The organism is Pseudomonas sp. TNT2022 ID1044 (assembly GCF_028656895.1).
Classification (GTDB): Bacteria; Pseudomonadota; Gammaproteobacteria; order Pseudomonadales; family Pseudomonadaceae; genus Aquipseudomonas; species Aquipseudomonas reinekei.
Window position 1 is genome coordinate 1 of sequence record NZ_JAMDHB010000029.1, and the last position, 21755, is coordinate 21755.

Sequence of the window (21755 nt, forward strand, 5' to 3'; positions counted from 1 at the left end):
CCATTGCTCCCCAAACCCCAAAGTCACGCGCGTGATCGAAGATCTCGCCGGGCCTAATGGTCTGTGTTTCTCGCCAGATGAAAAGACCCTGTACATCGTTGAAGGTCGCGCCAAGCCGAATCGTTTGGTCTGGGCGTACGCGGTTAATGAAGACGGCACGCTGGGTAATCGCAACAAGCATATCGAGGCGACTGCGTATGGCGCGCTCGATGGCATTAAGTGCGATGAGGCCGGTAATCTCTGGTGTGGTTGGGGCAGCAATGGCTCGCCACAGGGTAAACCAGAGGAGCTTGATGGTGTGCGTGTGTTCAATGCTCAAGGCAAGGCGATTGGCCATATTTCGTTGCCGGAACGTTGCGCCAACCTATGCTTTGGCGGCGTTCAAGGTAACCGCCTGTTCATGGCCAGCAGCCATTCTATTTACTCAGTATTTGTAAACACCCGCGGCGCCACTTTTATTAAGTGAGCCACCAGCCGCAACCCAGCGGTTGCGGTTGCCCCACGCTGAACGGCTTGGCAGTACAGCGTGGCTGACTGAAATTAAGTGCGAGCCTCAACGCTCGCACTTATGTCCTGCACGCAGCGCGCGACAATGCCAGAATAGTCGCTCATGTCAGCCTGCGACCTTTGTATGAAAATCCTCAGCCTGCGCCTCAAAAATCTGAACTCACTCAAGGGCGAGTGGAAGATTGATTTCACTGCCGAGCCATTTAAAGACAACGGGTTGTTCGCGATTACCGGGCCCACCGGCGCGGGTAAAACCACGTTGCTTGATGCTATTTGCCTGGCCTTGTATCACCGCACGCCACGTATGAGTACGGTGTCTGCGGGGAGCAATGAATTGATGACGCGGCACACGGCTGAGTGCTTGGCCGAGGTTGAGTTTGAAGTTAAAGGTGTGGCGTACCGAGCGTTTTGGAGCCAGCGCCGCGCCCGCGACAAAGCTGATGGGGCACTGCAGGCGCCCAAGGTTGAGTTGGCATTGATGGCCGACGGCAAAATCGTTACTGACAAAATCAACGAAAAACTGCGTGAAACCGAGCGCCTGACCGGGCTGGATTTTGAGCGTTTCACTAAGTCGATGTTGCTCGCTCAAGGCGGCTTCGCGGCATTTCTTGAGGCCAATGCGAATCAGCGTGCAGAGTTGCTTGAAGAACTGACCGGCACTGATATTTACGGGCAAATTTCTCAGCGGGTGTTTGAGCAAACTCGTGAGGTAAAAACTGCGCTAGATCACCTGCGCGCTAAAGCTGAAGGGGTTGAGCTGTTAAGTGACGAGCAGCGTGAGCAACTTAACGCTGAGCATGCTCAAGTCAGCGTGGATGAGCAGCGTTTGGCGGCTGAGCAAAGCGGCCTGAATGCACAGACGCTGTGGCGCGATGCCAAAGCCAAGGCGCAGACGCAATTGCAGCAAGCGCAGGAGCAAGCGAGTCAGGCACAACAAGCGCTTAATCAGGCTCAGCCGCAATTGCACAAGCTGGCGGCCAGTGAGCCGGCCACACAATTGCAGCCGCTGTACCGCGAGCAACTGCGCATCAGTCATCAGTTGCAAGCCAGCCAAGCTCAAGAGCAGCAGTTGCGTGAGCAGCACATGGCTGCGCTGGAGCAAATCTGTCAGCAGGCGTGGCAAGGTCAACAAGTCAGTCAGCAAACATTGCAGGCAGAACGTGCGACTACAGAGGATTTGCAGCAGCGCGCTGATGCTGTTGCGCAGCAGCTCGTCACTCAGCCGCAGCGGGCGCAGTTAGGTGCGCATCTGGCCGCGTGGCAAGAGCAGTTCGACTCCTTGGCGGTGAGCGAGCAAGAGCAAGCCGCTGAGCGTGAGAAGCAACAACAACTGGATGACCAACTGGCTCAGCTAGCAGCTGAGTTACCCCAGCAGCAAACGGTTTTGCACGCAGCGACGACTCAGCTTAAACAAGCTGAGCTGGCGGCAAACACCGCGCGCGCGGAGTTGGATGGATTGTTTGGCGGCCATAATGACGCAGCCTTACGTGAGCAAACTCAGCAATTAACCGAGCGTGGGCGTCAGCTGGAGCGTTTGGCAATGCTGCTGACTCAGCGTCAGCAGTTTGTTGATCAGCAGGCTCAAGCGCAGGCGCAACTGATAGCTCAGCAAGCCGAGCAAGCGCAGTTAAATCAGCAGCGTGAGGCGCTGCGCAGTCAGTTTGTCGACCTTAAACAGCAGATCGCCGACAAACAAAAGCTGCTTGAGCAAGAGCAACGTATTCAACAGTTAGAACAATACCGCGCCGCCCTACAAGCCGATGAGGCCTGTCCGCTGTGTGGCTCGCATGAGCACCCGGCGATTGCCGAGTATCAAGCGCTTAACCCGTCGCAAACTGTGCAAGCCTTGCAGGCCAAACAGCTTGAGCAAGATGCGGTGCGGGCACAAGGCGAGACGCTGAACAAGCGCCTGGCTGTGGTGGAAACACAAATAGCCCAGGCTCAAGCGCAAGTTAGTGCTGCACGACAGGGGTTGGCTGAGGCGGATCAGCGCTGGCAGCAAGCCTGTGAATCGCTCGGGCAGGCAATTGCGGATGCCAGCGCATTGCAGGCCGCACAACACGACCACGAGCAGCACATGCAGCAGCAACAGTTGCGCATGAGCCAGCTCGACCAACTCAAGTTAGTCGCCCAGCAAGCCGCCGATGGGGTGATGACGGCTGAGCTTGAGCACAGTAAATGCAGCGCTCAATTGGATACGCTGACCAGTAAACAGAGCCATGTGCAACAGCGTCACCACGACAGTATTAGCCAACTGCAGTTGCTCACCAGCAAGCATGCCGAACGCTTGGAACGCCTCAGTAGCTGTTTGCAGGTGCTGGGTTTGAACATGCCTGTAGCGCCTGCCGATTGGCTGCGTGAACAACAGCAAGCATGGCAAGGCTGGCAGGCTGAACAGGCGTTAAGCCTGAGTTTGGCTACGCAGTTGCAAGCGCAAACGCATGCACTGCAACAGGCGCACGAGCACGCACAAACCTGGCAGCAGCACTGGCTTGAGCAAGCGCAAGAGCCGTTAGCGGAGTTGCCGGCGGTTGATAACCCGCATGAGCAATTACAAGCATTGCAGCGTAGTTGGCAGGCTTCGCAACAGCAGCGTGATCAGCTGTGGGGGCAACTGCAAACGGTGCAAGTGCGTATCGAGCACGAGCAGCGTGAGTTAGCCGCGCAAAATAACGACTGGCAGAACGCTTTGGCGGCTAGCCAGTTTGCCGATGAGGCGCAGTTTATGGCGGCGTTATTGGATGACGCTGAACGCGCGAGCTTGCGCGAGCTTCAGCAGCGCCTAAACAACGCAGCCACTGCCGCTCAGGCTTTGGCGCACGATTGCACGCAGCGCTTTGCTGAATTGCAGTCGGTTGAGCAGTCGAAAGTGCTGGTCGATCTGGATGATGAGGCGCTGGCGCAACAGCTTGTACAGTTGGCAACACAGTTGCGCAACCTGAGCCAGCGCCAAGGTGAGATTCGTGCACAACTGCAAGGTGATGATGCGCGGCGCCTGAGCCAACAAAGCCTGTTTGCGCAGATCCGTGCGCAACAATCCAATTACGATGCTTGGCAGCAACTCAACAGCCTGATCGGCTCGGCGGATGGCGCTAAATTTCGCAAGTTCGCCCAAGGATTAACACTCGATCACTTGGTCTACTTAGCTAATCAGCAGCTTGAACGCTTGCATGGACGCTATCAGTTGGCGCGCAAGTCTCTGGGTGAGCTGGAGCTTGAGGTGGTCGATACGTGGCAGGCGGATGTTGCGCGGGACACCAAAACCTTGTCTGGTGGTGAAAGCTTTTTAGTCAGCCTTGCGCTGGCGTTGGCTTTGTCGGATTTGGTCAGCCACAAAACCAGTATCGACTCGCTGTTCCTCGATGAAGGCTTCGGCACCCTCGACGCTGAAACACTTGAGGTGGCGCTGGATGCACTCGACAGCCTGAATGCCAGCGGCAAGATGATCGGCGTCATCAGTCATGTTGAAGCGCTCAAAGAGCGCATCCCGGTGCAGTTAAAAGTGCATAAGGCAATTGGCATGGGCTACAGCGGGCTGGATAAACGCTTCGCGGTATAGTCCTTTGCGAGGCACCTGTCTCGGCGAGTGAGATCGAGACAGATGCTTTGCAAGGATTACTGGAGGCATGCACTGGCTAGTTTGCCGTTAAGCGCTGAGTCTTCGGTACAGTTCTCGGCACATCAAGGGTTCGCCGCGATAAACATCACCACAACCTCTGCCAGCTTTTCGCCCTGATCCTCTTGCAGAAAGTGCCCGCCATTGACGATGGTGGTATGCGCTTGGCCGTGTGTGCCCGGTATCAGCTTTTGCAGCACCTTGTCGCCGCCTTTGGTGATCGGGTCTGAATCACTGAACGCGGTCAAAAAGGGTTTGTTCCACTTCATCAGTACTGCCCATGCTGCGCGGTTTTTATCGGCGGCAGGGTCGTTAGGCGTGGTGGGCACCAACAAGGGAAATTGCCGTGCACCTTCTTTGTAGCTTTCGTCAGGGAAGGGCGCGTCGTAGGCGTCTAGCACCGCTTGCGATAGCTCTGTGGTGGTGGCGCGGTTGATGATCGCTCCAGTGGGGAACTCTGGTACTTGTTGTGAGTATTGCTGCCAGCTTTTGAAGGCCTCCCCTGGGTTGTGATCACCGGTTGGGAGCATGGTGTTGGCGGCAACCACGCGAGCAAATAGGGCTGGGTTTTCTGCGACTAAACGCAAGCCAATCAAGCCGCCCCAGTCTTGGCAAACCAAGGTCACGTCACTCAGTTTTAGCTGGTCGAGCAGCGATTGCGCCCAGTCAACGTGGCGCTGATAGGTGTAGTCGGTACGTTTACTGGGTTTGTCTGAGCGACCAAAACCGATGAGGTCTGGGGCAATAACGCGATGGCCTGCAGCAACTAGTGTGGGGATCATTGTGCGGTACAAGTAGCTCCACGATGGCTCACCGTGCAGCAATAAAACCACTGCGCCAGCGGCTGGACCTTGATCCAAATAATGCATGCGTAACTCACCGCCTTCGCTGTCATCCACCATCAGGTAGTTGGGCTCGAATGCGTAGCCGGGAAGGTTTTCGAAGTGTCGATCTGGGGTGCGTAAAAAATCCATATTGTTCGCCTCGCTAAGTGTCGGTCAGCCATGGTGCGCACGCGCGCCGCCTGTGTACACGTGTTTTGACTCTGTGAATGCTGCGTTATTACGCTCAGTGAGTCTTTGGCGCGTGGGCGGCTCGCGCGTTATCGGGCTGGCAACGCGTGGCTAACTCTGGGGCTGGCTTAGCTCCAGCGTTCTTGGCGCCAGGCTTGTTGCTGTTCTGGGGTGAGGAATGTCCAAGCGACAAAACGGCTTTGTTTTTGCCCTTGAGCCATTTCAACGGTGCGTACTTCCAATGCGCCAGCTTTGTTCAGGGCACTGTAAACGCCGCCGAGGTTGCCGGCTTTGGAGATCAAACTACTGAACCAAAACACCTGTTGGGCGTGTTCAGCGCTTTCGCTGATTAAACGGCTAACAAACGCCGCCTCGCCGCCCTTGCACCAAAGCTCAGCAGCTTGGCCGCCGAAGTTGAGTACCGGCAATTTGCGTTTGGGGTCGAGCTTGCCAAGGTTACGCCATTTGCGGGTGCTGCCTTGCGTGGCTTCCTCAGCGGAGGCATGAAACGGCGGGTTGCACAGGGTGATATCAAAGCGATCTTCGGCGCGGATAACGCCCTGAAAAATATGCGTGCTGTCGTTTTGCTGGCGTAGCTCGATGGCTTCAACGAGCCCCGGATTGGCGTTGAGAATCGCACCGGCTGAGGCAATTGCGCTGCTGGCGATATCACTGCCAACGAAGTGCCAGTCGTATTCGCGATGGCCAATTAGCGGATAAATACAATTGGCGCCAACACCCACGTCTAGCGCATTCACCTGTGCGCCACGAGGAATAACCCCTGCGTTACTTTTCCCGAGCAAGTCGGCGATGTAGTGCAGGTAGTCTGCGCGGCCGGGGATCGGCGGGCATAGATAGTCGGCAGGAATGTCCCAGTGGGCAATGCCGTAGAACTGTTTGAGCAGGGCGCGGTTGAAGACTTTTAGGGGTCATGCCGAGATAAGGCAAAAATTAGGACATTCGTTCTCTAAATTATTGTATTTAAACGAATATTAGAATCCCTTCTCAGCAAAGACTGCTTCGCGCCCAATCGCTTCAGCCATCCATGGAGGAAGCTTGGATCTATGCGATTTCAAGACCTGCCAATCGCTATTCGACAGGCACGTGCGCAGCTTCGCGACTGCCTCTTGGGCGTGGGGTTTGCCCAACCAGGCAAGTGCACGTACAGCGTCGCCAGCAATGGTCGCTCCGAGGGCGACCTGCCACTGTGGCGCATGTTCGATTCTCACCTGAATTTTGCCTAATTGCAGGGTTCTCGGCCGTCCGCTGGTGATAAATACTTCCTTAATCGACACCTGCTGCGTCAGCCCTAGAAGGGGTCATGCCGAGATAAAGGGAAAATTCACTCACTTCCCTCCTATCCGCATGTTTTATAAAGACTTTTCAGGACGTAACTGAGTCTTGCCGAGATAAGGCAAAATTAGGACATTCGTTCTCTAAATTATTGTATTTAAACGAGCATCAGAAGCCCTGCTCAGCAAAGACTGCTTCGCGCCCAATCGCTTCAGCCATCCATTGAGGAAGGTTTGATCTATGCGATATCAAAATCTGCCAATCGTTACTCGACAGGCACGTGCGCAGCTTGGCGACTGCCTCTGGGGCGTGGGGTTTCCCCAGCCAGGCAAGCGCACGTACAGCGTCGCCAGCAATGGTTGTTCCGAGGGCGATTTGCCAATGCGGCGCATGCTCGATTCTCACCTGAGCCTTGCCTAGCTGCAGGGTTCTCGGCCGTCCGCCGGTAACAAATACCTCCCTAATCGACACCTGTTGCGTTAGCCCTAGAAGGTTCGCTGCGCGGGCACCGCTTAACGCGATTACCTGATGGCTTTTCGAAGCTATCGCACTGATAACCTTCTCCGTCGCCGGCGCGCGTTTGCCGAAGCGCCCGGTGACCGGCGCCACATAGAGGCCGCGTGAAATCCGCATTAACTCCCCGCCCTTGGCTAATCGAGAGAATGCTTGGTCCACCGAAGCACGGTCAGCCAAGTGAAGGAATTCGTTTGGTGCAAGGATGCCTCCTTCAGGAAGAAGCCTGCTGTGTTCGATGATTGCCGCGGAAAGGGATTTCATGGATGGCTGGTTTTTGAAATAGGGGTCGTCTCAGAAAACGGAAAATAAAGCACGCTAAGGCATAGCCGACCCTGCCAGGCTTGTTCCGCCCTGTAGCGACGCGATCAGCGGGCAGGAAACATTCCCCTTCCGCGCATGGCAGGCGCACACCAGTTCAGACAGCACGGTTTCCATGCGCGCCAGGTCGGCCATCTTTTCGCGCACGTCCTGAAGCTTGTGCTCGGCCAGGCTGCTGGCTTCCTCGCAGTGGGTGCCATCATCGAGCCGCAACAGCTCGGCGATTTCATCCAGGCTGAAGCCCAGCCGCTGGGCCGATTTCACGAATCGCACCCGCGTCACATCCGCCGCGCCATAGCGGCGAATGCTGCCGTAAGGCTTGTCCGGTTCCGGCAGCAGGCCCTTGCGCTGATAGAACCGGATCGTCTCCACGTTGACCCCGGCCGCCTTGGCAAAAGCGCCAATGGTCAGGCTCTCCAAATTGTTTTCCATATCACTTGACTCCGTACATGAGTACGGAAGTAAGGTTACGCTATCCAATTCAAATTCGAAAGGACAAGCGCATGTCTGAACCACAAAACGGGCGCGGCGCGCTCTTCGCTGGCGGACTGGCCGCCATCCTCGCCTCGACCTGCTGCCTCGGGCCGCTGGTCTTGGTCGCCTTGGGATTCAGCGGGGCATGGATCGGCAACCTGACCGTGCTGGAGCCCTATCGCCCGATTTTCATCGGCGCAGCGTTGGTAGCCTTGTTCTTCGCCTGGCGGCGCATCTACCGCCCTGCGCAAGCCTGTAGACCGGGTGAGGTCTGCGCGATTCCCCAAGTGCGAGCGACTTACAAGCTCATTTTCTGGGTCGTGGCCGTGCTGGTTCTGGTCGCGCTCGGATTTCCCTATGTCATGCCATTTTTCTACTGATCGGAGTTCACCATGAAGAAACTGTTTGCCTCCCTCGCCCTCGCCGCCGTTGTTGCCCCCGTGTGGGCCGCTACCCAGACCGTCACACTGTCCGTACCGGGCATGACCTGCTCTGCCTGTCCGATTACCGTCAAGAAGGCGATTTCCAAGGTCGAAGGCGTCAGCAAAGTTGACGTGACCTTCGAGACACGCGAAGCGGTGGTCACCTTCGATGATGCCAAGACCAGCGTGCAGAAGCTGACCAAGGCAACCAGAGACGCGGGCTATCCCTCCAGCGTCAAGCAGTGAGCCACTGAACCAGAGCCTAGGGCGATCATGGGGATGATCACACGCATTGCCGACAAGGCTGGCGCGCTCGGCAGCGTTGTTTCAGCGATGGGCTGCGCCGCCTGCTTCCCGGCCCTCGCCAGCTTGGGCGCGGCCATCGGGCTGAGCTTTCTACAGGAATACGAAGGGTTGTTTATCTCCACGCTGTTACCGCTGTTCGCCGTCGTGGCTTTGCTGGCGAATGCACTGGGCTGGCTGAGTCATCGGCAATGGCACCGCAGCCTGCTCGGCATGATCGGGCCAGCCATCGTGTTCGCCGGAACCGTCTGGCTGCTTGGCAACTGGTGGACAGCACGCCTCGTATACACCGGCCTAGCCCTGATGATCGGCGTGTCGATCTGGGACTTGGTTTCGCCGGTAAATCGCCGCTGCGGCCCGGATGGCTGCGAACTCCCCGCGAAACACGACTGACTGCGTGAGCCAGCGGCCAACACAGAAAAGGAACGATGAATGACCACCCTCAAAATCACCGGCATGACCTGTGACTCGTGTGCGACGCACGTCAAGGAAGCCCTGGAGAAAGTTCCCGGCGTGCAGTCGGCGGATGTCTCCTATACGAAGGGCAGCGCCAAACTCGCCGTCGAGGCCGGCATATCGCCGGACGCGTTGACTGCCGCCGTGGCCGGACTCGGTTATCGGGCCACGCTCGCCGACGCGCCCGTGCCTCCGGTGGGCGGTGGCTTGCTCGGAAAGATGCGCGAATGGCTAGGTAGCGGCGACAAGGCTGGTGGTGACGGTGGCGGATTGCATATTGCCGTTATCGGCAGCGGTGGCGCGGCGATGGCGGCGGCGCTGAAAGCCGTCGAGCAAGGCGCGCACGTCACCTTGATCGAGCGCGGCACCATCGGCGGCACCTGCGTCAATGTCGGCTGCGTGCCGTCCAAGATCATGATCCGCGCCGCGCACATCGCCCACTTGCGCCGAGAAAGCCCGTTCGATGGCGGCATGCCGCCCACACCGCCGACGATCTTGCGCGAGCGGTTGCTGGCCCAGCAGCAGGCGCGCGTCGACGAACTGCGCCACGCCAAATACGAAGGCATCCTGGATGACAATCCCGCCATCTCCGTGCTGCACGGCGAAGCCCGTTTCAAGGACGCGCACAGCCTGACCGTGCAACTCAACGGTGGTGGCGAACGTGTGCTGGCGTTCGACCGTTGCCTGATTGCCACCGGCGCGAGTCCGGCCGTGCCGCCGATTCCCGGCCTGAAGGACACGCCGTACTGGACTTCCACCGAAGCACTGGTCAGCGACACCATTCCTGAGCGGCTGGCCGTGATTGGTTCGTCGGTGGTAGCGCTGGAACTGGCGCAGGCGTTCGCCCGACTGGGCAGCAAAGTAACGATTCTTGCACGCAGCACCCTGTTCTTCCGCGAAGACCCGGCCATCGGTGAGGCAATCACGGCGGCGTTCCGCGCCGAAGGGATCGAGGTGCTGGAGCACACCCAGGCCAGCCAGGTCGCGCACGAGGGCGGCGAATTCGTGCTCACCACGGCGCACGGCGAGCTGCGCGCCGACAAACTGCTGGTCGCCACCGGTCGCTCGCCCAACACGCGCAGCCTGGCGCTGGACGCGGCAGGTGTCGCGCTCAACCTGCAAGGCGCTATCGTCATCGACGTCGGCATGCGGACCAGCACGCCGGACATCTACGCGGCCGGCGACTGCACCGACCAGCCTCAGTTCGTCTATGTGGCGGCAGCGGCCGGCACCCGTGCGGCGATCAACATGACGGGCGGTGACGCGGCGCTTAACCTTGCCGCCATGCCTGCCGTGGTGTTCACCGATCCGCAAGTCGCCACCGTGGGCTACAGCGAGGCAGAGGCCCAGCACGACGGGATCGAGACCGACAGTCGCACCTTGACCTTGGACAACGTGCCGCGTGCGCTCGCCAACTTCGACACACGCGGCTTCATCAAGCTGGTCATCGAGGAAGGTAGTGGACGGCTCATCGGCGTACAGGCGGTCGCGCCGGAAGCCGGCGAACTGATCCAGACGGCGGTACTCGCCATCCGTAACCGGATGACCGTGCAGGAACTGGCCGACCAGTTGTTCCCCTATCTGACGATGGTCGAGGGACTGAAGCTCGCGGCGCAGACCTTTAACAAGGATGTGAAGCAGCTTTCCTGCTGCGCCGGGTGAGAAAAAGGAGGTGTTCGATGAACGCCTACACGGTGTCCCGGCTGGCCCTTAATGCCGGGGTGAGCGTGCACATCGTGCGCGACTACCTGCTGCGCGGACTGCTGCGGCCGGTGGCGTGCACCCCTGGCGGCTACGGCCTGTTCGACGATGCGGCCTTGCAACGGCTGTGCTTCGTGCGGGCTGCTTTCGAAGCGGGTATCGGTCTCGACGCGCTGGCGCGGCTGTGCCGGGCGTTGGATACCGCGGACGGCGACGAAGCGGCCGCGCAGCTTGCCGTGCTGCGCCAGTTCGTCGAACGTCGGCGCGAAGCATTGGCCGATCTGGAGGTGCAGTTGGCCACCATGCCGACCGAGCTGGTACAGCATGCGGAGAGTCTGCCATGAACAGCCCCGAGCGCTTGCCGACCGAGACACACAAGCCGTTCACCGGCTACCTGTGGGGCGCGTTGGCCGTGCTCACCTGTCCCTGCCATTTGCCGATTCTCGCTGTGGTGCTCGCGGGGACGACGGCCGGCGCGTTCATCGGGGAGCATTGGGGTATTGCAGCCATCACGCTGACCGGCTTGTTTGTCCTGTCCGTGACGCGGCTGTTGCGGGTCTTCAAGGAAAGATCGTGAGCACATCACTGCCCGCCAGATGGACGGCGACCGAATTGGCGCAGGCGGTTGTGCGCGGGCAGTTTGAGCTGCACTACCAGCCGATTGTCGATTTGCGCAGTGACCAGATTGTCGGTGCGGAAGCCCTGTTGCGCTGGCGTCATCCGCAGCTCGGACTTTTGCCGCCGGGCCAGTTCCTGCCCGTGGTCGAATCGTCCGGCTTGATGCCTGAAATCGGCGCTTGGGTGCTGGGCACCGCCTGCCGCCAGATGCGCGAATGGCGGATGCTGGCATGGCAACCGTTCCGGCTCGCCGTCAATGTTTCGGCGAGCCAGGTAGGACCGGATTTCGACGGGTGGGTAAAGGGCGTGCTGGCTGACGCCGAGTTGCCTGCCGAGTATCTGGAAATTGAGCTGACCGAATCGGTCGCGTTCGGCAATCCGGCGATCTTCCCAGCCCTGGAAGCCTTGCGACAGATCGGTGTGCGCTTCGCTGCCGATGACTTCGGGACGGGGTATTCCTGTCTGCAACACCTGAAGTGCTGCCCGATTACTAAGCTCAAGATCGACCAGTCCTTCGTCGCCGGACTCGCCGACGACCACCGCGACCGGACCATCGTGCACACCGTGATTCAGCTTGCGCACGGGCTGGGAATGGACGTGGTGGCCGAGGGCGTGGAAACGCCGACCAGTCTCGCGCTGTTGCGGCAAGCGGAGTGCGATACGGGGCAAGGCTTCCTGTTCGCCAAGCCAGTGCCGGCGGCGGCATTCGCCGCCTTTGTCAGTCAATGGAGGGGTGCCACCATGAATGCAAATGATCCGACTGCCACCAGTTGCTGCGTGTGCTGCAAGGAAATCCCGCTCGACGCCGCCTTCACACCGGAAGGTGCGGAGTACGTCGAGCGCTTCTGCGGGCTGGAGTGTTATCAACGCTTCCAGGCGCGGGCAAGCAACGCGACCGAAACGAGCGCCGAACTGAACGCTTGCGGTTCGCCGCCGTCAGATTGAGGCATGCCCTAACTGGGCGTCAGGCCGGAACCTTGGGCAGTGTCAGAATAGGGCCGATTCCAGCATTTTCTGACGACTCGCCTGCAACCTCTAGGGCCTCAACCTGACAGGCCGCACGCTTAGCGTACGATTTTGTCCGTTTTCTCTATCGTCCCCTCCATGCCCGACGGACGGTCGCCGGCCCGCCCTGGTCGAAGGCCGCCCCACTCGGCCCGGCGAGGCCCGGCCAAGGTTGGACAGTTGCAGCGGCCAAAATCGCCCCCTGCGGCCTCCTGGGCGCGTTTCTGGTGCCAAGGTAGGCTTGCCCCCTGACTGACAGCTTCCGCGTTGTGTGGGCGATTCTGGAGGCTCTGACGCTGCTCCGGTTGCAGCGCTCCCGCCCCCTCTTTGGCGTTCAACCTGTCGTTTTCAGAAGACGGCTGCACTGAACGTCAGAAGCCGACTGCACTATAGCAGCGGAGGGGTTGGATCCATCAGGCAACGACGGGCTGCTGCCGGCCAATAGCCGACAATGACGACACTGGAAATCCCCGCCTGTGAGCGTCGGCTCAGGGCGGGACAGCGTCATCCAGCTACCTGCGCCACTGACTCAGCCTTGTCCAGCCGGCCGCGCCGCACGAACAGACTGACCAGCCGTTGACGGATCGCCACCTGGAGTTCCGCCAGTTGTTCCGGCGTGATGCGAATTTCACCCGCTCGACGAGCGCAACACCGGCGCCGCCTACGCCAAGAACCGGCGAATCGAACTCAAACTCACGAACCGCTGAGCGCCGCGTCACCGCGCTGCTGCGCCAGCCAGTCGCGCGGGGCGCAGCCCATGCGCACGCGGAAGGCGCGCGCCAGAGCGTTCGGGCTGCCGTAGCCGACGCGGTCGGCCACCACCGCCACCGGCCGCCCCTGCTTGAGCAGGGTGCAACTGACGTTCATCCGCCAGTCGGCCAGATAGTCGCCCGGCGTGACGCCCACCGCGTCCTTGAACGCGGCGGCGAAGCGCGCGCGTGACATGCCCGCCTTCGCCGCCAGCGCCTCGAGCGACCACGCGGTCTGCGGCGCATCGTGCATGGCGGTTATGGCGCGCGCGAGTTTCGGGTCGGCCAGGCCCGCCAGCAGTCCGGTGGCGCCAAGCCGCCCATCCATCAGATAACGCAGCAACTGGATCAGTAGCAACTCGCACAAGCGGTCGATGGCGGCCTGCCGACCGCACTGGTCGCGCTCGGCTTCGGCAAACAGCAACTCTAGCGTCGGCCCGAGGCCGGGCAAGTCCGCCAACGGAATCAGCAGCATCGACGGCAAGGCCATGGCCAACGGATTGCCCGTCGAAGCGCCCAGGTCGACCTCCGCACACAACCGCTCAGCGGTATCGCCGGGGGCGGCGACAAAACGATGCGACGCCACGCGCGGATAAAACAGCAGGCTCGGCTCGGTAACCAGCAGATCTTCATGCACGGGCGAACGCGCCGTAATCGGGCCGCGCCGCACCAGATGGATATAGCCATGCGGCGCCGCGTAATGATGCTGCCCACAGAAGGCGCCGCTGTGAAAAACGCGCGCCGAAAGCGAGTAGTGCCGGAGCAAGCCGGCCAGTCGATCCGCCATTCCACTCTCCATATAAGACGATAGGTTACGTATTTGATACTTTACGTGCCATATCGTACCAAACAAAGGGCGATCATGCCCACGTGCTCTTGCACCTCACCCACTACGGAGATAGACATGACCCAAATCGCCCCCCTGACCATCGACACCGCTGACGCCGCTACCGCTGCCACACTCAAGGCCGTCAAAGCCAAGCTTGGCATGGTGCCGAACCTGTTCGCCACGCTGGCCCACGCGCCGGCGGCGCTCAATGGCTACCTCGGCTTGTCCGAAACGCTGGGCACCGGCCGCCTGAATGCCTCCCAGCGCGAGATCGTTGCGCTCGCTGCCGGTCAAGCCAATCGCTGCCAGTATTGCCTGAGCGCACACACCCTGATCGGCAAAGGTGCCGGACTGTCGGCAGAGGCCATCGCCGCGGCCCGCACCGGCCAGGCGGCCAACGCACTTGACGATGCAATCGCCGGCTTTGCCCGCGCGCTGGTCGAGCAACGCGGCGTGGTGTCGGCCGACGCCATGGCCAACTACCGCCGCGCGGGGCTCGACGACGGCCTGATACTGGAAGTGATCGCCAACGTCGCGCTGAACACGCTCACCAACTACACCAACCACATCGCCGACACCACGGTGGATTTCCCCGTGGTCGCCGTCTGATCTCCATAGGCATATAAGGAGAACACGATGAAAATCGCACTCACCGGCGCTCTGCTCGCCAGCGCCCTCGTCCTGCCACTGGCCGTCACGGCCGGCGACTTTTCGCCCTATGTGGACAGCCAGGGCGGCATCAGCCGCCCCACAGACTTCCGCACAAACTTCGTCCACCTGGGCTCATATGCGGTGTTGGACGAAAAATCCGCCTCTCGCGGCTTGCACGATGTGTACACCGAAAAGGCCTCGGCCGAGCACTACCGCAAGACCGGCAAGTTCTTGGACGGCGCCACGCTGGTGAAAGAGATCCGCAAGCTCGAAACCAGCGCCATGACCACTGGCAACCCTGTGGTCTGGGGTTCCGATGCGGCCGTGTGGTTCGTGATGGTCAAGGACGCCAAAGGCCGTTTCGCCAGCAACCCCTTGTGGGGCGACGGCTGGGGCTGGGCGCTGTTCAAGGCCGACGCCCCCGCCAAGAATGTCGCCGTCAGCTACGAAGCCGACTGCATGGGCTGCCATGTGCCGGCGGCCAAGACCGACCGCGTATTCATCCAGGGCTATCCGACACTGACCCAGCACTGACTTGCTGCCGGGTTACGCTTCGCGCAGGATGGCACCTCCGTCCTGCGCGAGCCACCCTTTCCGGAAGCGCGCCATGCCGACACTCGACGCCTTTCTGACCGACGTCCGCGCCTGCACGCGCTGCGCACCGCATCTGCCACACGGCGTGCAGCCGGTCTTCCAGTTTCACCCGAGTGCGCCCATCCTCATCGCCGGCCAAGCACCGGGGGCCCGGGTCCATGCCTCAGGCGTGCCCTTCGACGACGCCAGCGGCGCGCGTCTGCGCGCCTGGCTGGGCGTGGACCGCGACACCTTCTACGACCCTACCCGCATCGCCATTCTGCCCATGGGCTTCTGTTATCCGGGCACCGGCAAAAGCGGTGACCTGCCGCTACGCCCGGAGTGCGCCCCCCGCCTGGCGCGAAGCCTTCATGCAGCGTTTCGAGCGCCTGTCGCTGGTCATCGTGCTGGGCAGCTACGCCATGGACTACCACCTCGGTACTGGCAAGACGCCGCTCACCCGGGTGGTCGAAGCCTGGCGCGAGCACTGGCCGCAAGCGTTCCCCCTGCCTCACCCTAGCCCGCGCAACAATCGCTGGCTGGTGCGCAACCCCTGGTTCCAACAAGACGTGCTGCCCGCGCTGCAAGCACGCGTCCAGGCAGTCCTCACCGCCAACCCCAAGGAAACCCCATGACCGACGACACCGCCGCCATTACCGAGCTGCTGCACAAGTACTACGACACCCTGGCCTGGGCGAACGGAGACAGGCACCGGCTTTGGAGCGATGAACGACGGCTTCAGGTGCGGTAGCTGACGCCTGGGACCTCAATCACCGTATGACCGGGTCGAAAGCGGTCCTTTCTCTGACAACATCGCCCTAGCCCGCACTCAACCCCCACAACACATCCAGCACATGTTGCGTAGGCCGCTCGACGTCCCCACCACGGTGGGCAATACCAAGTTGACGCCACAATAAGGGCTGTAATGGCCGCATGACGATCCTGGTATCGGGCAATGGCGTGGAGGCTTCATGCGGCAACAACGTCGCACCATAACCGGCCGCCACTAGGCTTTTGATCGCATCGTTGTAGTTCAGTTGAATACGCGGCGTGGGCTGCCGTCCATCACTGGCGAACCACTCCGAGGTCAAGCGCGAAAGCCGAGTAGTTTTGTCATTCAGAATTAATGGCTGGGCGGCCAGCCAACCGGGGGTCACAACATCCGGGCATTCCCAGCGAGCCGGCAAGAAGGCCATGACCGGGTCCCGCCGCCATGGCTCGATCCGCAATTCCTTCACCGGGGTCTGTGGCAGCGCGACCAGACCGATCTCCAAAGAGCCCTCGGCAAGCTTCTTCAAAGTTTCCTGCGACGTGAGCACCGCGACCTGCACATCGATAGCGGGATGGCGTTGGCCCAACGTCTCCAAAGCTTGCGGCATCAACTGTGCGATGGCCCCTGTGGAGGCACCCAGCCGCACACGCCCGGCCAAGCCCTGCACCTGACGCTCCACGTCCTCAAGCGCCTGCTCCGCATCCGCCAACAGGCGCCGCGCGCGCTCCACCAGCGTTTCTCCAATCGCCGAAGGCTGAATGCGCCCACGTGTGCGCGACAACAGCTTTCCGCCAACCCGCGACTCCAGGTCGGCAATATGCAAACTGACCGTGGGTGGCGCGAGGTGCAGCACACGGGCCGCCTCGGCAAACGAACCCAGGTCGGCAATGGCCACCAACGTGCGCAGACGGTCCAGGCTGATTTCGCGCATGAGTCACTCCTTGTTCAGAAAAGCTGAATTTCATCGTTTAGAAATTCAACTTTTCCTATCTTAGCCCCTCACTGAAGATTGGAACTCCTGATTTCCTATGTCCGAGAGCATTCCATGGCAAGTCCTCTTATATTCATCGACGGCGACCAAGGCACCACCGGGTTGCAAATCCATCAACGTCTACGCGACCGGACCGATCTGCGGCTTATCACGCTCAGCCCCGAACATCGCAAGGATCCGCAACGTCGCGCCGAAATCATCAACGCCTGCGACATCGCGATTCTCTGCTTGCCCGACCAAGCCGCACGCGACGCTGTAGCGAGCATCGAAAACCCCGCCGTTCGGGTGATCGATGCGAGTTCGGCGCACCGCACCCATCCAGACTGGACCTATGGTTTCGCGGAGATGAACTCGCAGCAGGCCCAACGCATCGCCACGGCACGGCGGGTCAGCAATCCCGGTTGCTATCCCACGGGGGCGATAGGGCTGCTGCGCCCATTGCTGGAGGCCGGGTTGCTGCCCAGGGACTATCCGACGAACATTCATGCTGTGTCGGGCTATTCCGGAAAAGGGCGCGTTGGCGTGCAAGAGCATGAGGGAGAGGGCGCATCACAGGCGCCCGCGTTTCAGGTTTATGGTCTGGGGCTGGCACACAAACATATTCCGGAGATTCAGCAGCAAAGCGGTCTGATGGAGCGGCCGATGTTTGTGCCGGCTTATGGGGCTTTTCGGCAGGGGATCGTGCTGACCATACCGTTGCAACTTCGCTTGTTGGCGCCGGGCGTGGATGCGGTGCGGTTGCATGCGTGTCTTATGCAGCACTACGTCGATGCGGACCATGTACAGGTGATGTCGATGCAGGAGGCCAAAGGGTTGACGTGCCTTGATCCTCAGGCGCTTAACGGGACTGATAGTTTGCGATTGGTGGTGTGTGAAAATGATGAGACGGGGCAGGTTTTGTTGGCTGCGGTGTTTGACAATCTTGGGAAGGGAGCCGCTGGAGCGGCGGTGCAGAATCTGGATTTGATGGTTGCAGGAACATGACTCCGACTACCCACTGGCTCTAGAGTCTATGGCTCGAATTTTCGAGCGGTTGTTTCCTCTCTGTTTATGGCCTGGCATCGACGGCATTAAACGAGTCGAAAACAGAATCTACGCGTGTCAGCAGTTTGCAATCCAGTCAGGCTTTGAAGTTAAACGGTCGTCCACGACAGGCAGCAATCGGCCAACAGCGGCCGTTTTAGAGTAGGGAAAATAAATCCCCTTTTCTGCTGTCTACGCTTCGCAGCGCCGGTTACCCGGTCACCACGCAAGACTCGCTTCCGGTCGGTGGCTAACCTTTACCGGGCGGGGGTCATACCCGCTGGGTTTCTTACGCCATTTCGTGACGGCTTGCGCCGTCATTCCCAGGCGACCAAGCTTTGCCTGGCGCACATAAATCAGTCCCCTTTTTCTCTTTGCGCAGCAATGGCGTCGATCCTTCGCGCCTGCAAACCTTTGGTGCAGGCTCCAGCTCGCCCATTGCCCCCAACGACACCGCCGAGGGTCGCGCCCAAAATCGCCGCGTTGAAATCAAACTGGTGCCCCGTAGCGGCGCTGTAGCTCAAGGGTAATGGTGCCTTGGTGCTCTTTTCGTCGGATGCCCAGCTATCTTTTAATGGGTTACGGGCGATTTGCAGTGGGCTCCAAAACCTGGCCTCAGGAGGTGCAAGCTCCCGTGGCACCGGCTTTGGACTGGGCAGACCAATACGCCGGCCCATAAGCCCATAAGGATCCCGGCCTCGGCCGGGTTCTTTATGCCCGCTTCGCGGGCTTGAGCCCAGAAGGGAGCGGCGTGCGCCGGATTCGCATCTGCCAGCCAGTACGCAGCCCGTTTGGAACTCAGTTGATCCGTCTTTTTCAACGGTTTAACAGCCAAATCAATACGTTCACAAGTACACTCGCCACCCTAGGGATGGTGAAGCATCCACGAGCGGTACTAGAATTTTCAGCTTTTCGGTGCCGCCGCACGAATTCAAGGGGCAAGCATGGATTACGAACAACTGCCGAGGGCCGCCTTGGTCCGTATGCTGCAGGAGCATGATGCGGCGCTTGCCGATGCTGGCAAGAATGGCATCGTTATGAGTTACACCGGGCGGGCTGCTCCCTGGCAGATCATCCGCCAGGTCAAGCCGAAGCTGCATCGTATTATCAAGAAAGTATCCTTTGGAGAGGAAACCGCCCAGTCAGAGAATGAGATCTGGGACGGTGAAAACCTTTCTGCGATGGTCACGCTCTATAAATATCGTGGTCAAGTTGATCTTGTAGTAACAGACCCGCCGTACAACACCGGCGAGGACTTCCGCTATAACGACAAGTGGGACAAGGATCCAAACGATCCAGATCTCGGCGATGTAGTTCCTAAAGATGATGGGTCCAAGCACAGCAAATGGTTGCGCTTCATGACACCCAGAATCTGGATGATGCGTGAGATGCTAACCCCAGGCGGGGTTATGGCTATCTGTATTGATCATAGGGAACTATTTAGACTTGGCATGCTCATGGACGAAATCTTCGGCGAAGAGAATCGCATTGGCATAATCAATTGGCAGAAAAGCTATTCACCTCGCAGTGATAATAAGGGGGCGGCGGCGAAAACTGAGTGCAACACCTGACCTTTCCGGTACGGTGCTGTCCCTATGTCTTATTCCGAACTCAGCGTTGAAGAGCGCGCCACCATTCAAATCGGTCATGCCCAAGGTTTCAGCCTGCGCGGGATTGCCTGCTTGATCAACCGATCCCCTTCGACCATCAGCCGGGAGCTGCGCCGCAATCGAGATGCCTGTGGCGGCTACTCGGCCCGCGTGGCCCAGCAGCAGATGCAGGCCCGCCGTCAGGTGTGTCGACCGAAGCAAAAGCTGTTGCCGGGTAGCGAGCGCTTCGAATTGGTGGCGCATATGCTGCGTGAGCGTTTGTCTCCCGAGCAGATTGCCGGCAAGCTGCGCAGCATGAATATTCCCAGCCTCAGAGATGCCTACGTCTGTCGCGAGACGATCTATAACGCGATCTATGCCTTGCCAGTCGGCGAGCTGCGTAAAGAGCTGATCATCTGCCTGCGCCAAAGCAAGACGATGCGCAGGCCGCGCTCTGGCGGCGTGGATCGGCGCGGTCAGATCCCTGAGAGGGTCAGTATTCATGTACGTCCGCCGGAGATCGAAGACCGACTGATGCCAGGGCATTGGGAAGGCGACCTGATCAAGGGCAAGGCCAACGCCTCGTCTGTAGGTACGCTGGTGGAGCGCACCAGTGGCTACCTGATGCTGGTGAAGATGAACGACGCGACGGCGACCTCGGCGATGGAAGGCTTCAGTGCAGCGCTCAATGGCATGCCGCTGGCGATGCGCAAGAGCATGACCTACGACCAGGGCCGAGAAATGGCGCGGCATGCTGAAATCACCCAGCAGACCGGGGTGGCGATTTACTTCTGCGACCCGCACAGCCCTTGGCAGCGCGGCAGTAACGAAAACATCAATGGCCTGATCCGCCAGTACCTGCCCAAAGGCACGGACTTGTCGGTGCATAGCCAGGAGGAACTGGATGCCATCGCACTGCAACTGAACATGCGCCCCCGTAAGCGCTTCGACTTCAAGTGTCCGATCGAGGTTATGGACGAGGTGATGCAGGAAGCTATGGCTATGCGGCATGATGCTCCAGCTTCAATTCAATAACCGTGTTGCACTCAGCTCCTGTAACCGCCCACTTTAATGTCAGGAAGCTTAAGCTCTGTTAGTGTTTTGGCTATTCTCTCTCCTCTTGGAAGACTGGTTGAAAGAGCCAGGAATATTTCCAATAACCCATTAAGTCAATCCCTCTACACTGGGCGCACCGATGAGTTTGGCCAAATAGAGTTTGCTTTACGAATGATGCAAGCTGAAACAGGCGCCATAGTAGGTCGCATAGGTGATGCATCAAATCGGCTTAGCGAACACACCCGAGGCCTACTAAAGGATATTGAGTCAAGCAATGTACTTACAGTTGAGCAGCAGGCAGAGACAGATCAAATAGCAACGGCAGTAAACCAAATGGCGGCAAGCATTCAAGAGGTTGCGAGCAATGCACAGCATGCTGCAGATGCGGCCGGAAGAGCAGACACTGAGACGGCATCTGGCCAGCGTCTGGTAGCCCACACAAGCCAGTCAATCACTGCCCTTGAAGGTGAAATTAGGCAAGCCGCTCAGGTTATTCATGAGCTTGAAGGTCAAAGTAACGAGATATCAAAAGTTCTTGACGTTATACGAGGGATCGCCGAGCAAACGAATTTGTTGGCACTCAACGCAGCAATTGAGGCCGCGCGTGCTGGTGAGCAGGGGCGTGGTTTTGCTGTTGTCGCCGATGAGGTTCGCAGTCTTGCTGCTCGCACACAGCAATCGACAACGGATATTCAAAGCATGATCAGCGCTCTACAAGAGCGAGCGCAATCCGCTGTTACAGTCATGGAGCAAAGTAGTCGGCAAGCGCACACGAGTGTAGCTCACGCAGAGGAAGCAGCTACAGCTCTTGATGGAATTGGCCAACGCGTTAACGAAATTACCGACATGAACGCGCAAATAGCGACTGCGGTCGAGCAGCAGGGAGCAGTAAGTGAAGACATAAACCGCAGTATTATCAATATACGCGATGCTGCTGATACCAATGTACAGACCGGGCAGAATAATTTGCAAAGTGCGAAATCTGTCGCTCAGTTAACTAGCGCTCTGAGCGAACTGGCAAAACAGTTTTGGGAAAAACGAGGATAACGCTTTTCAGTATCTCGACAGGGATAACTTACTTTACCATCGGTTATCCCTTTTAGCCGCACAAATTTTAGCCATGGCTTTTCAGGAAGTCAGGGCTATCAGAATGGCCTTAGAAAGCCTAGTCAAAGAGCTGTCACGAGAACACCGTTAGCTTAGCGTACGATTTTTTCCGAATTCTGCGGTTCCCCCGAGATGGGCCTGGACACGGGTGATAGATGCTGAATTAAGCCGTG

The 21755-nt window shown here is 59.3% G+C and carries 22 protein-coding genes and 3 pseudogenes; 18 read left to right on the forward strand and 7 right to left on the reverse strand.

Annotated elements, in window-relative coordinates; translation table 11 throughout:
- Positions 1-466, forward strand: a 466-nt coding sequence (locus tag M5G20_RS28285) for an SMP-30/gluconolactonase/LRE family protein (protein WP_166794610.1), incomplete at its 5' end; no start/stop codon positions are given.
- 165 nt (positions 467-631) lie between these two features.
- Complete coding sequence (locus M5G20_RS28290) at positions 632-4066, forward strand: SbcC/MukB-like Walker B domain-containing protein (RefSeq protein ID WP_077749512.1); 3435 nt, start codon at positions 632-634, stop codon at positions 4064-4066.
- A gap of 122 nt (positions 4067-4188) precedes the next feature.
- On the opposite strand, the gene M5G20_RS28295 is transcribed toward M5G20_RS28290, so the two are convergent.
- The 5 genes and pseudogenes from M5G20_RS28295 to merR form a co-directional block, all read right to left on the reverse strand.
- Positions 4189-5097 (reverse strand): haloalkane dehalogenase, encoded by a 909-nt coding sequence (locus tag M5G20_RS28295; protein WP_045735840.1) that lies wholly within the window; start codon positions 5095-5097, stop codon positions 4189-4191.
- Between the two features lie 167 nt (positions 5098-5264).
- Positions 5265-6062 (reverse strand): annotated as a pseudogene (gene rlmF / locus M5G20_RS28300) (23S rRNA (adenine(1618)-N(6))-methyltransferase RlmF); the annotation flags it as partial.
- Positions 6063-6128: 66 nt separating this feature from the next.
- Positions 6129-6443: a hypothetical protein gene (locus tag M5G20_RS30400; protein WP_224490795.1), complete on the reverse strand. Its 315-nt coding sequence runs from the start codon at positions 6441-6443 to the stop codon at positions 6129-6131.
- A gap of 154 nt (positions 6444-6597) precedes the next feature.
- On the reverse strand, positions 6598-7206 hold the full coding sequence (locus M5G20_RS28305; RefSeq protein WP_045735839.1) for a DUF6088 family protein: 609 nt from the start codon (positions 7204-7206) through the stop codon (positions 6598-6600).
- Between the two features lie 54 nt (positions 7207-7260).
- The gene (gene merR, locus M5G20_RS28310; protein ID WP_024552202.1) at positions 7261-7695 is read right to left on the reverse strand and encodes an Hg(II)-responsive transcriptional regulator; all 435 of its coding nucleotides are present in this window, start codon (positions 7693-7695) and stop codon (positions 7261-7263) included.
- A gap of 71 nt (positions 7696-7766) precedes the next feature.
- Here merR and merT point away from each other — a divergent pair, with 71 nt between their 5' ends.
- The 7 genes from merT to M5G20_RS28345 are packed head-to-tail and all read left to right on the forward strand — an operon-like array spanning position 7767 to position 12182.
- The gene (merT, locus tag M5G20_RS28315; protein WP_024552203.1) at positions 7767-8117 is read left to right on the forward strand and encodes a mercuric ion transporter MerT; all 351 of its coding nucleotides are present in this window, start codon (positions 7767-7769) and stop codon (positions 8115-8117) included.
- A gap of 12 nt (positions 8118-8129) precedes the next feature.
- Entirely contained in the window at positions 8130-8405 is a 276-nt protein-coding gene (gene merP, locus M5G20_RS28320; protein WP_045735837.1) for a mercury resistance system periplasmic binding protein MerP, read from the forward strand.
- A 27-nt stretch (positions 8406-8432) separates the two neighbouring features.
- Positions 8433-8855 (forward strand): organomercurial transporter MerC, encoded by a 423-nt coding sequence (gene merC / locus M5G20_RS28325; RefSeq protein ID WP_024552205.1) that lies wholly within the window; start codon positions 8433-8435, stop codon positions 8853-8855.
- A 39-nt stretch (positions 8856-8894) separates the two neighbouring features.
- Positions 8895-10580 carry a mercury(II) reductase gene (gene merA / locus M5G20_RS28330; protein WP_024552206.1) on the forward strand — a complete coding sequence of 562 codons (1686 nt, stop codon included), beginning with the start codon at positions 8895-8897 and terminating at the stop codon, positions 10578-10580.
- Positions 10581-10597: 17 nt separating this feature from the next.
- Positions 10598-10963: a mercury resistance co-regulator MerD gene (gene merD / locus M5G20_RS28335; protein ID WP_021138753.1), complete on the forward strand. Its 366-nt coding sequence runs from the start codon at positions 10598-10600 to the stop codon at positions 10961-10963.
- A complete protein-coding gene (gene merE / locus M5G20_RS28340; protein ID WP_021138754.1) occupies positions 10960-11196 on the forward strand; it encodes a broad-spectrum mercury transporter MerE in 237 nt (78 codons plus the stop codon). Before merD ends, merE begins: the two co-directional genes overlap by 4 nt.
- Positions 11193-12182 carry a DUF3330 domain-containing protein gene (locus M5G20_RS28345; RefSeq protein WP_024552207.1) on the forward strand — a complete coding sequence of 330 codons (990 nt, stop codon included), beginning with the start codon at positions 11193-11195 and terminating at the stop codon, positions 12180-12182. The genes merE and M5G20_RS28345 overlap by 4 nt, the downstream gene beginning before the upstream one ends.
- A gap of 753 nt (positions 12183-12935) precedes the next feature.
- Here M5G20_RS28345 and M5G20_RS28350 read toward each other — a convergent pair.
- A complete protein-coding gene (locus tag M5G20_RS28350; RefSeq protein WP_003464996.1) occupies positions 12936-13778 on the reverse strand; it encodes a helix-turn-helix transcriptional regulator in 843 nt (280 codons plus the stop codon).
- Positions 13779-13895: 117 nt separating this feature from the next.
- On the opposite strand from M5G20_RS28350, the gene M5G20_RS28355 reads away from it, so the two are divergent.
- The 4 genes and pseudogenes from M5G20_RS28355 (at position 13896) to M5G20_RS28370 (ending at position 15679) form a co-directional block, all read left to right on the forward strand.
- Positions 13896-14429, forward strand: coding sequence for a carboxymuconolactone decarboxylase family protein (locus M5G20_RS28355; protein ID WP_020309197.1), 534 nt, complete (start codon positions 13896-13898; stop codon positions 14427-14429).
- Between the two features lie 27 nt (positions 14430-14456).
- A complete protein-coding gene (locus M5G20_RS28360) occupies positions 14457-15005 on the forward strand; it encodes a cytochrome P460 family protein (RefSeq protein WP_003465000.1) in 549 nt (182 codons plus the stop codon).
- Between the two features lie 73 nt (positions 15006-15078).
- Positions 15079-15354, forward strand: a pseudogene (locus tag M5G20_RS30405) (uracil-DNA glycosylase family protein); the annotation flags it as partial.
- 61 nt (positions 15355-15415) lie between these two features.
- Positions 15416-15679, forward strand: coding sequence for a uracil-DNA glycosylase family protein (locus tag M5G20_RS28370; RefSeq protein WP_003830781.1), 264 nt, complete (start codon positions 15416-15418; stop codon positions 15677-15679).
- Positions 15680-15862: 183 nt separating this feature from the next.
- Here M5G20_RS28370 and M5G20_RS28375 read toward each other — a convergent pair whose 3' ends face one another.
- A complete protein-coding gene (locus M5G20_RS28375) occupies positions 15863-16747 on the reverse strand; it encodes a LysR family transcriptional regulator (RefSeq protein ID WP_003465017.1) in 885 nt (294 codons plus the stop codon).
- A gap of 114 nt (positions 16748-16861) precedes the next feature.
- Here M5G20_RS28375 and argC point away from each other — a divergent pair, with 114 nt between their 5' ends.
- The 5 genes and pseudogenes from argC to M5G20_RS28400 all read left to right on the forward strand — a co-directional run bounded on the left by argC (position 16862) and on the right by M5G20_RS28400 (position 21522).
- Positions 16862-17791 (forward strand): N-acetyl-gamma-glutamyl-phosphate reductase, encoded by a 930-nt coding sequence (gene argC, locus M5G20_RS28380; RefSeq protein ID WP_003465021.1) that lies wholly within the window; start codon positions 16862-16864, stop codon positions 17789-17791.
- Positions 17792-18204: 413 nt separating this feature from the next.
- Positions 18205-18360 (forward strand): annotated as a pseudogene (locus tag M5G20_RS28385) (OmpA family protein); the annotation flags it as partial.
- Positions 18361-18774: 414 nt separating this feature from the next.
- The gene (locus M5G20_RS28390; RefSeq protein ID WP_003465024.1) at positions 18775-19401 is read left to right on the forward strand and encodes a DNA methyltransferase; all 627 of its coding nucleotides are present in this window, start codon (positions 18775-18777) and stop codon (positions 19399-19401) included.
- 24 nt (positions 19402-19425) lie between these two features.
- Entirely contained in the window at positions 19426-20454 is a 1029-nt protein-coding gene (locus tag M5G20_RS28395; RefSeq protein WP_003465026.1) for an IS30 family transposase, read from the forward strand.
- 36 nt (positions 20455-20490) lie between these two features.
- Entirely contained in the window at positions 20491-21522 is a 1032-nt protein-coding gene (locus M5G20_RS28400; RefSeq protein WP_073454648.1) for a methyl-accepting chemotaxis protein, read from the forward strand.
- Positions 21523-21755 lie beyond the last annotated feature (233 nt).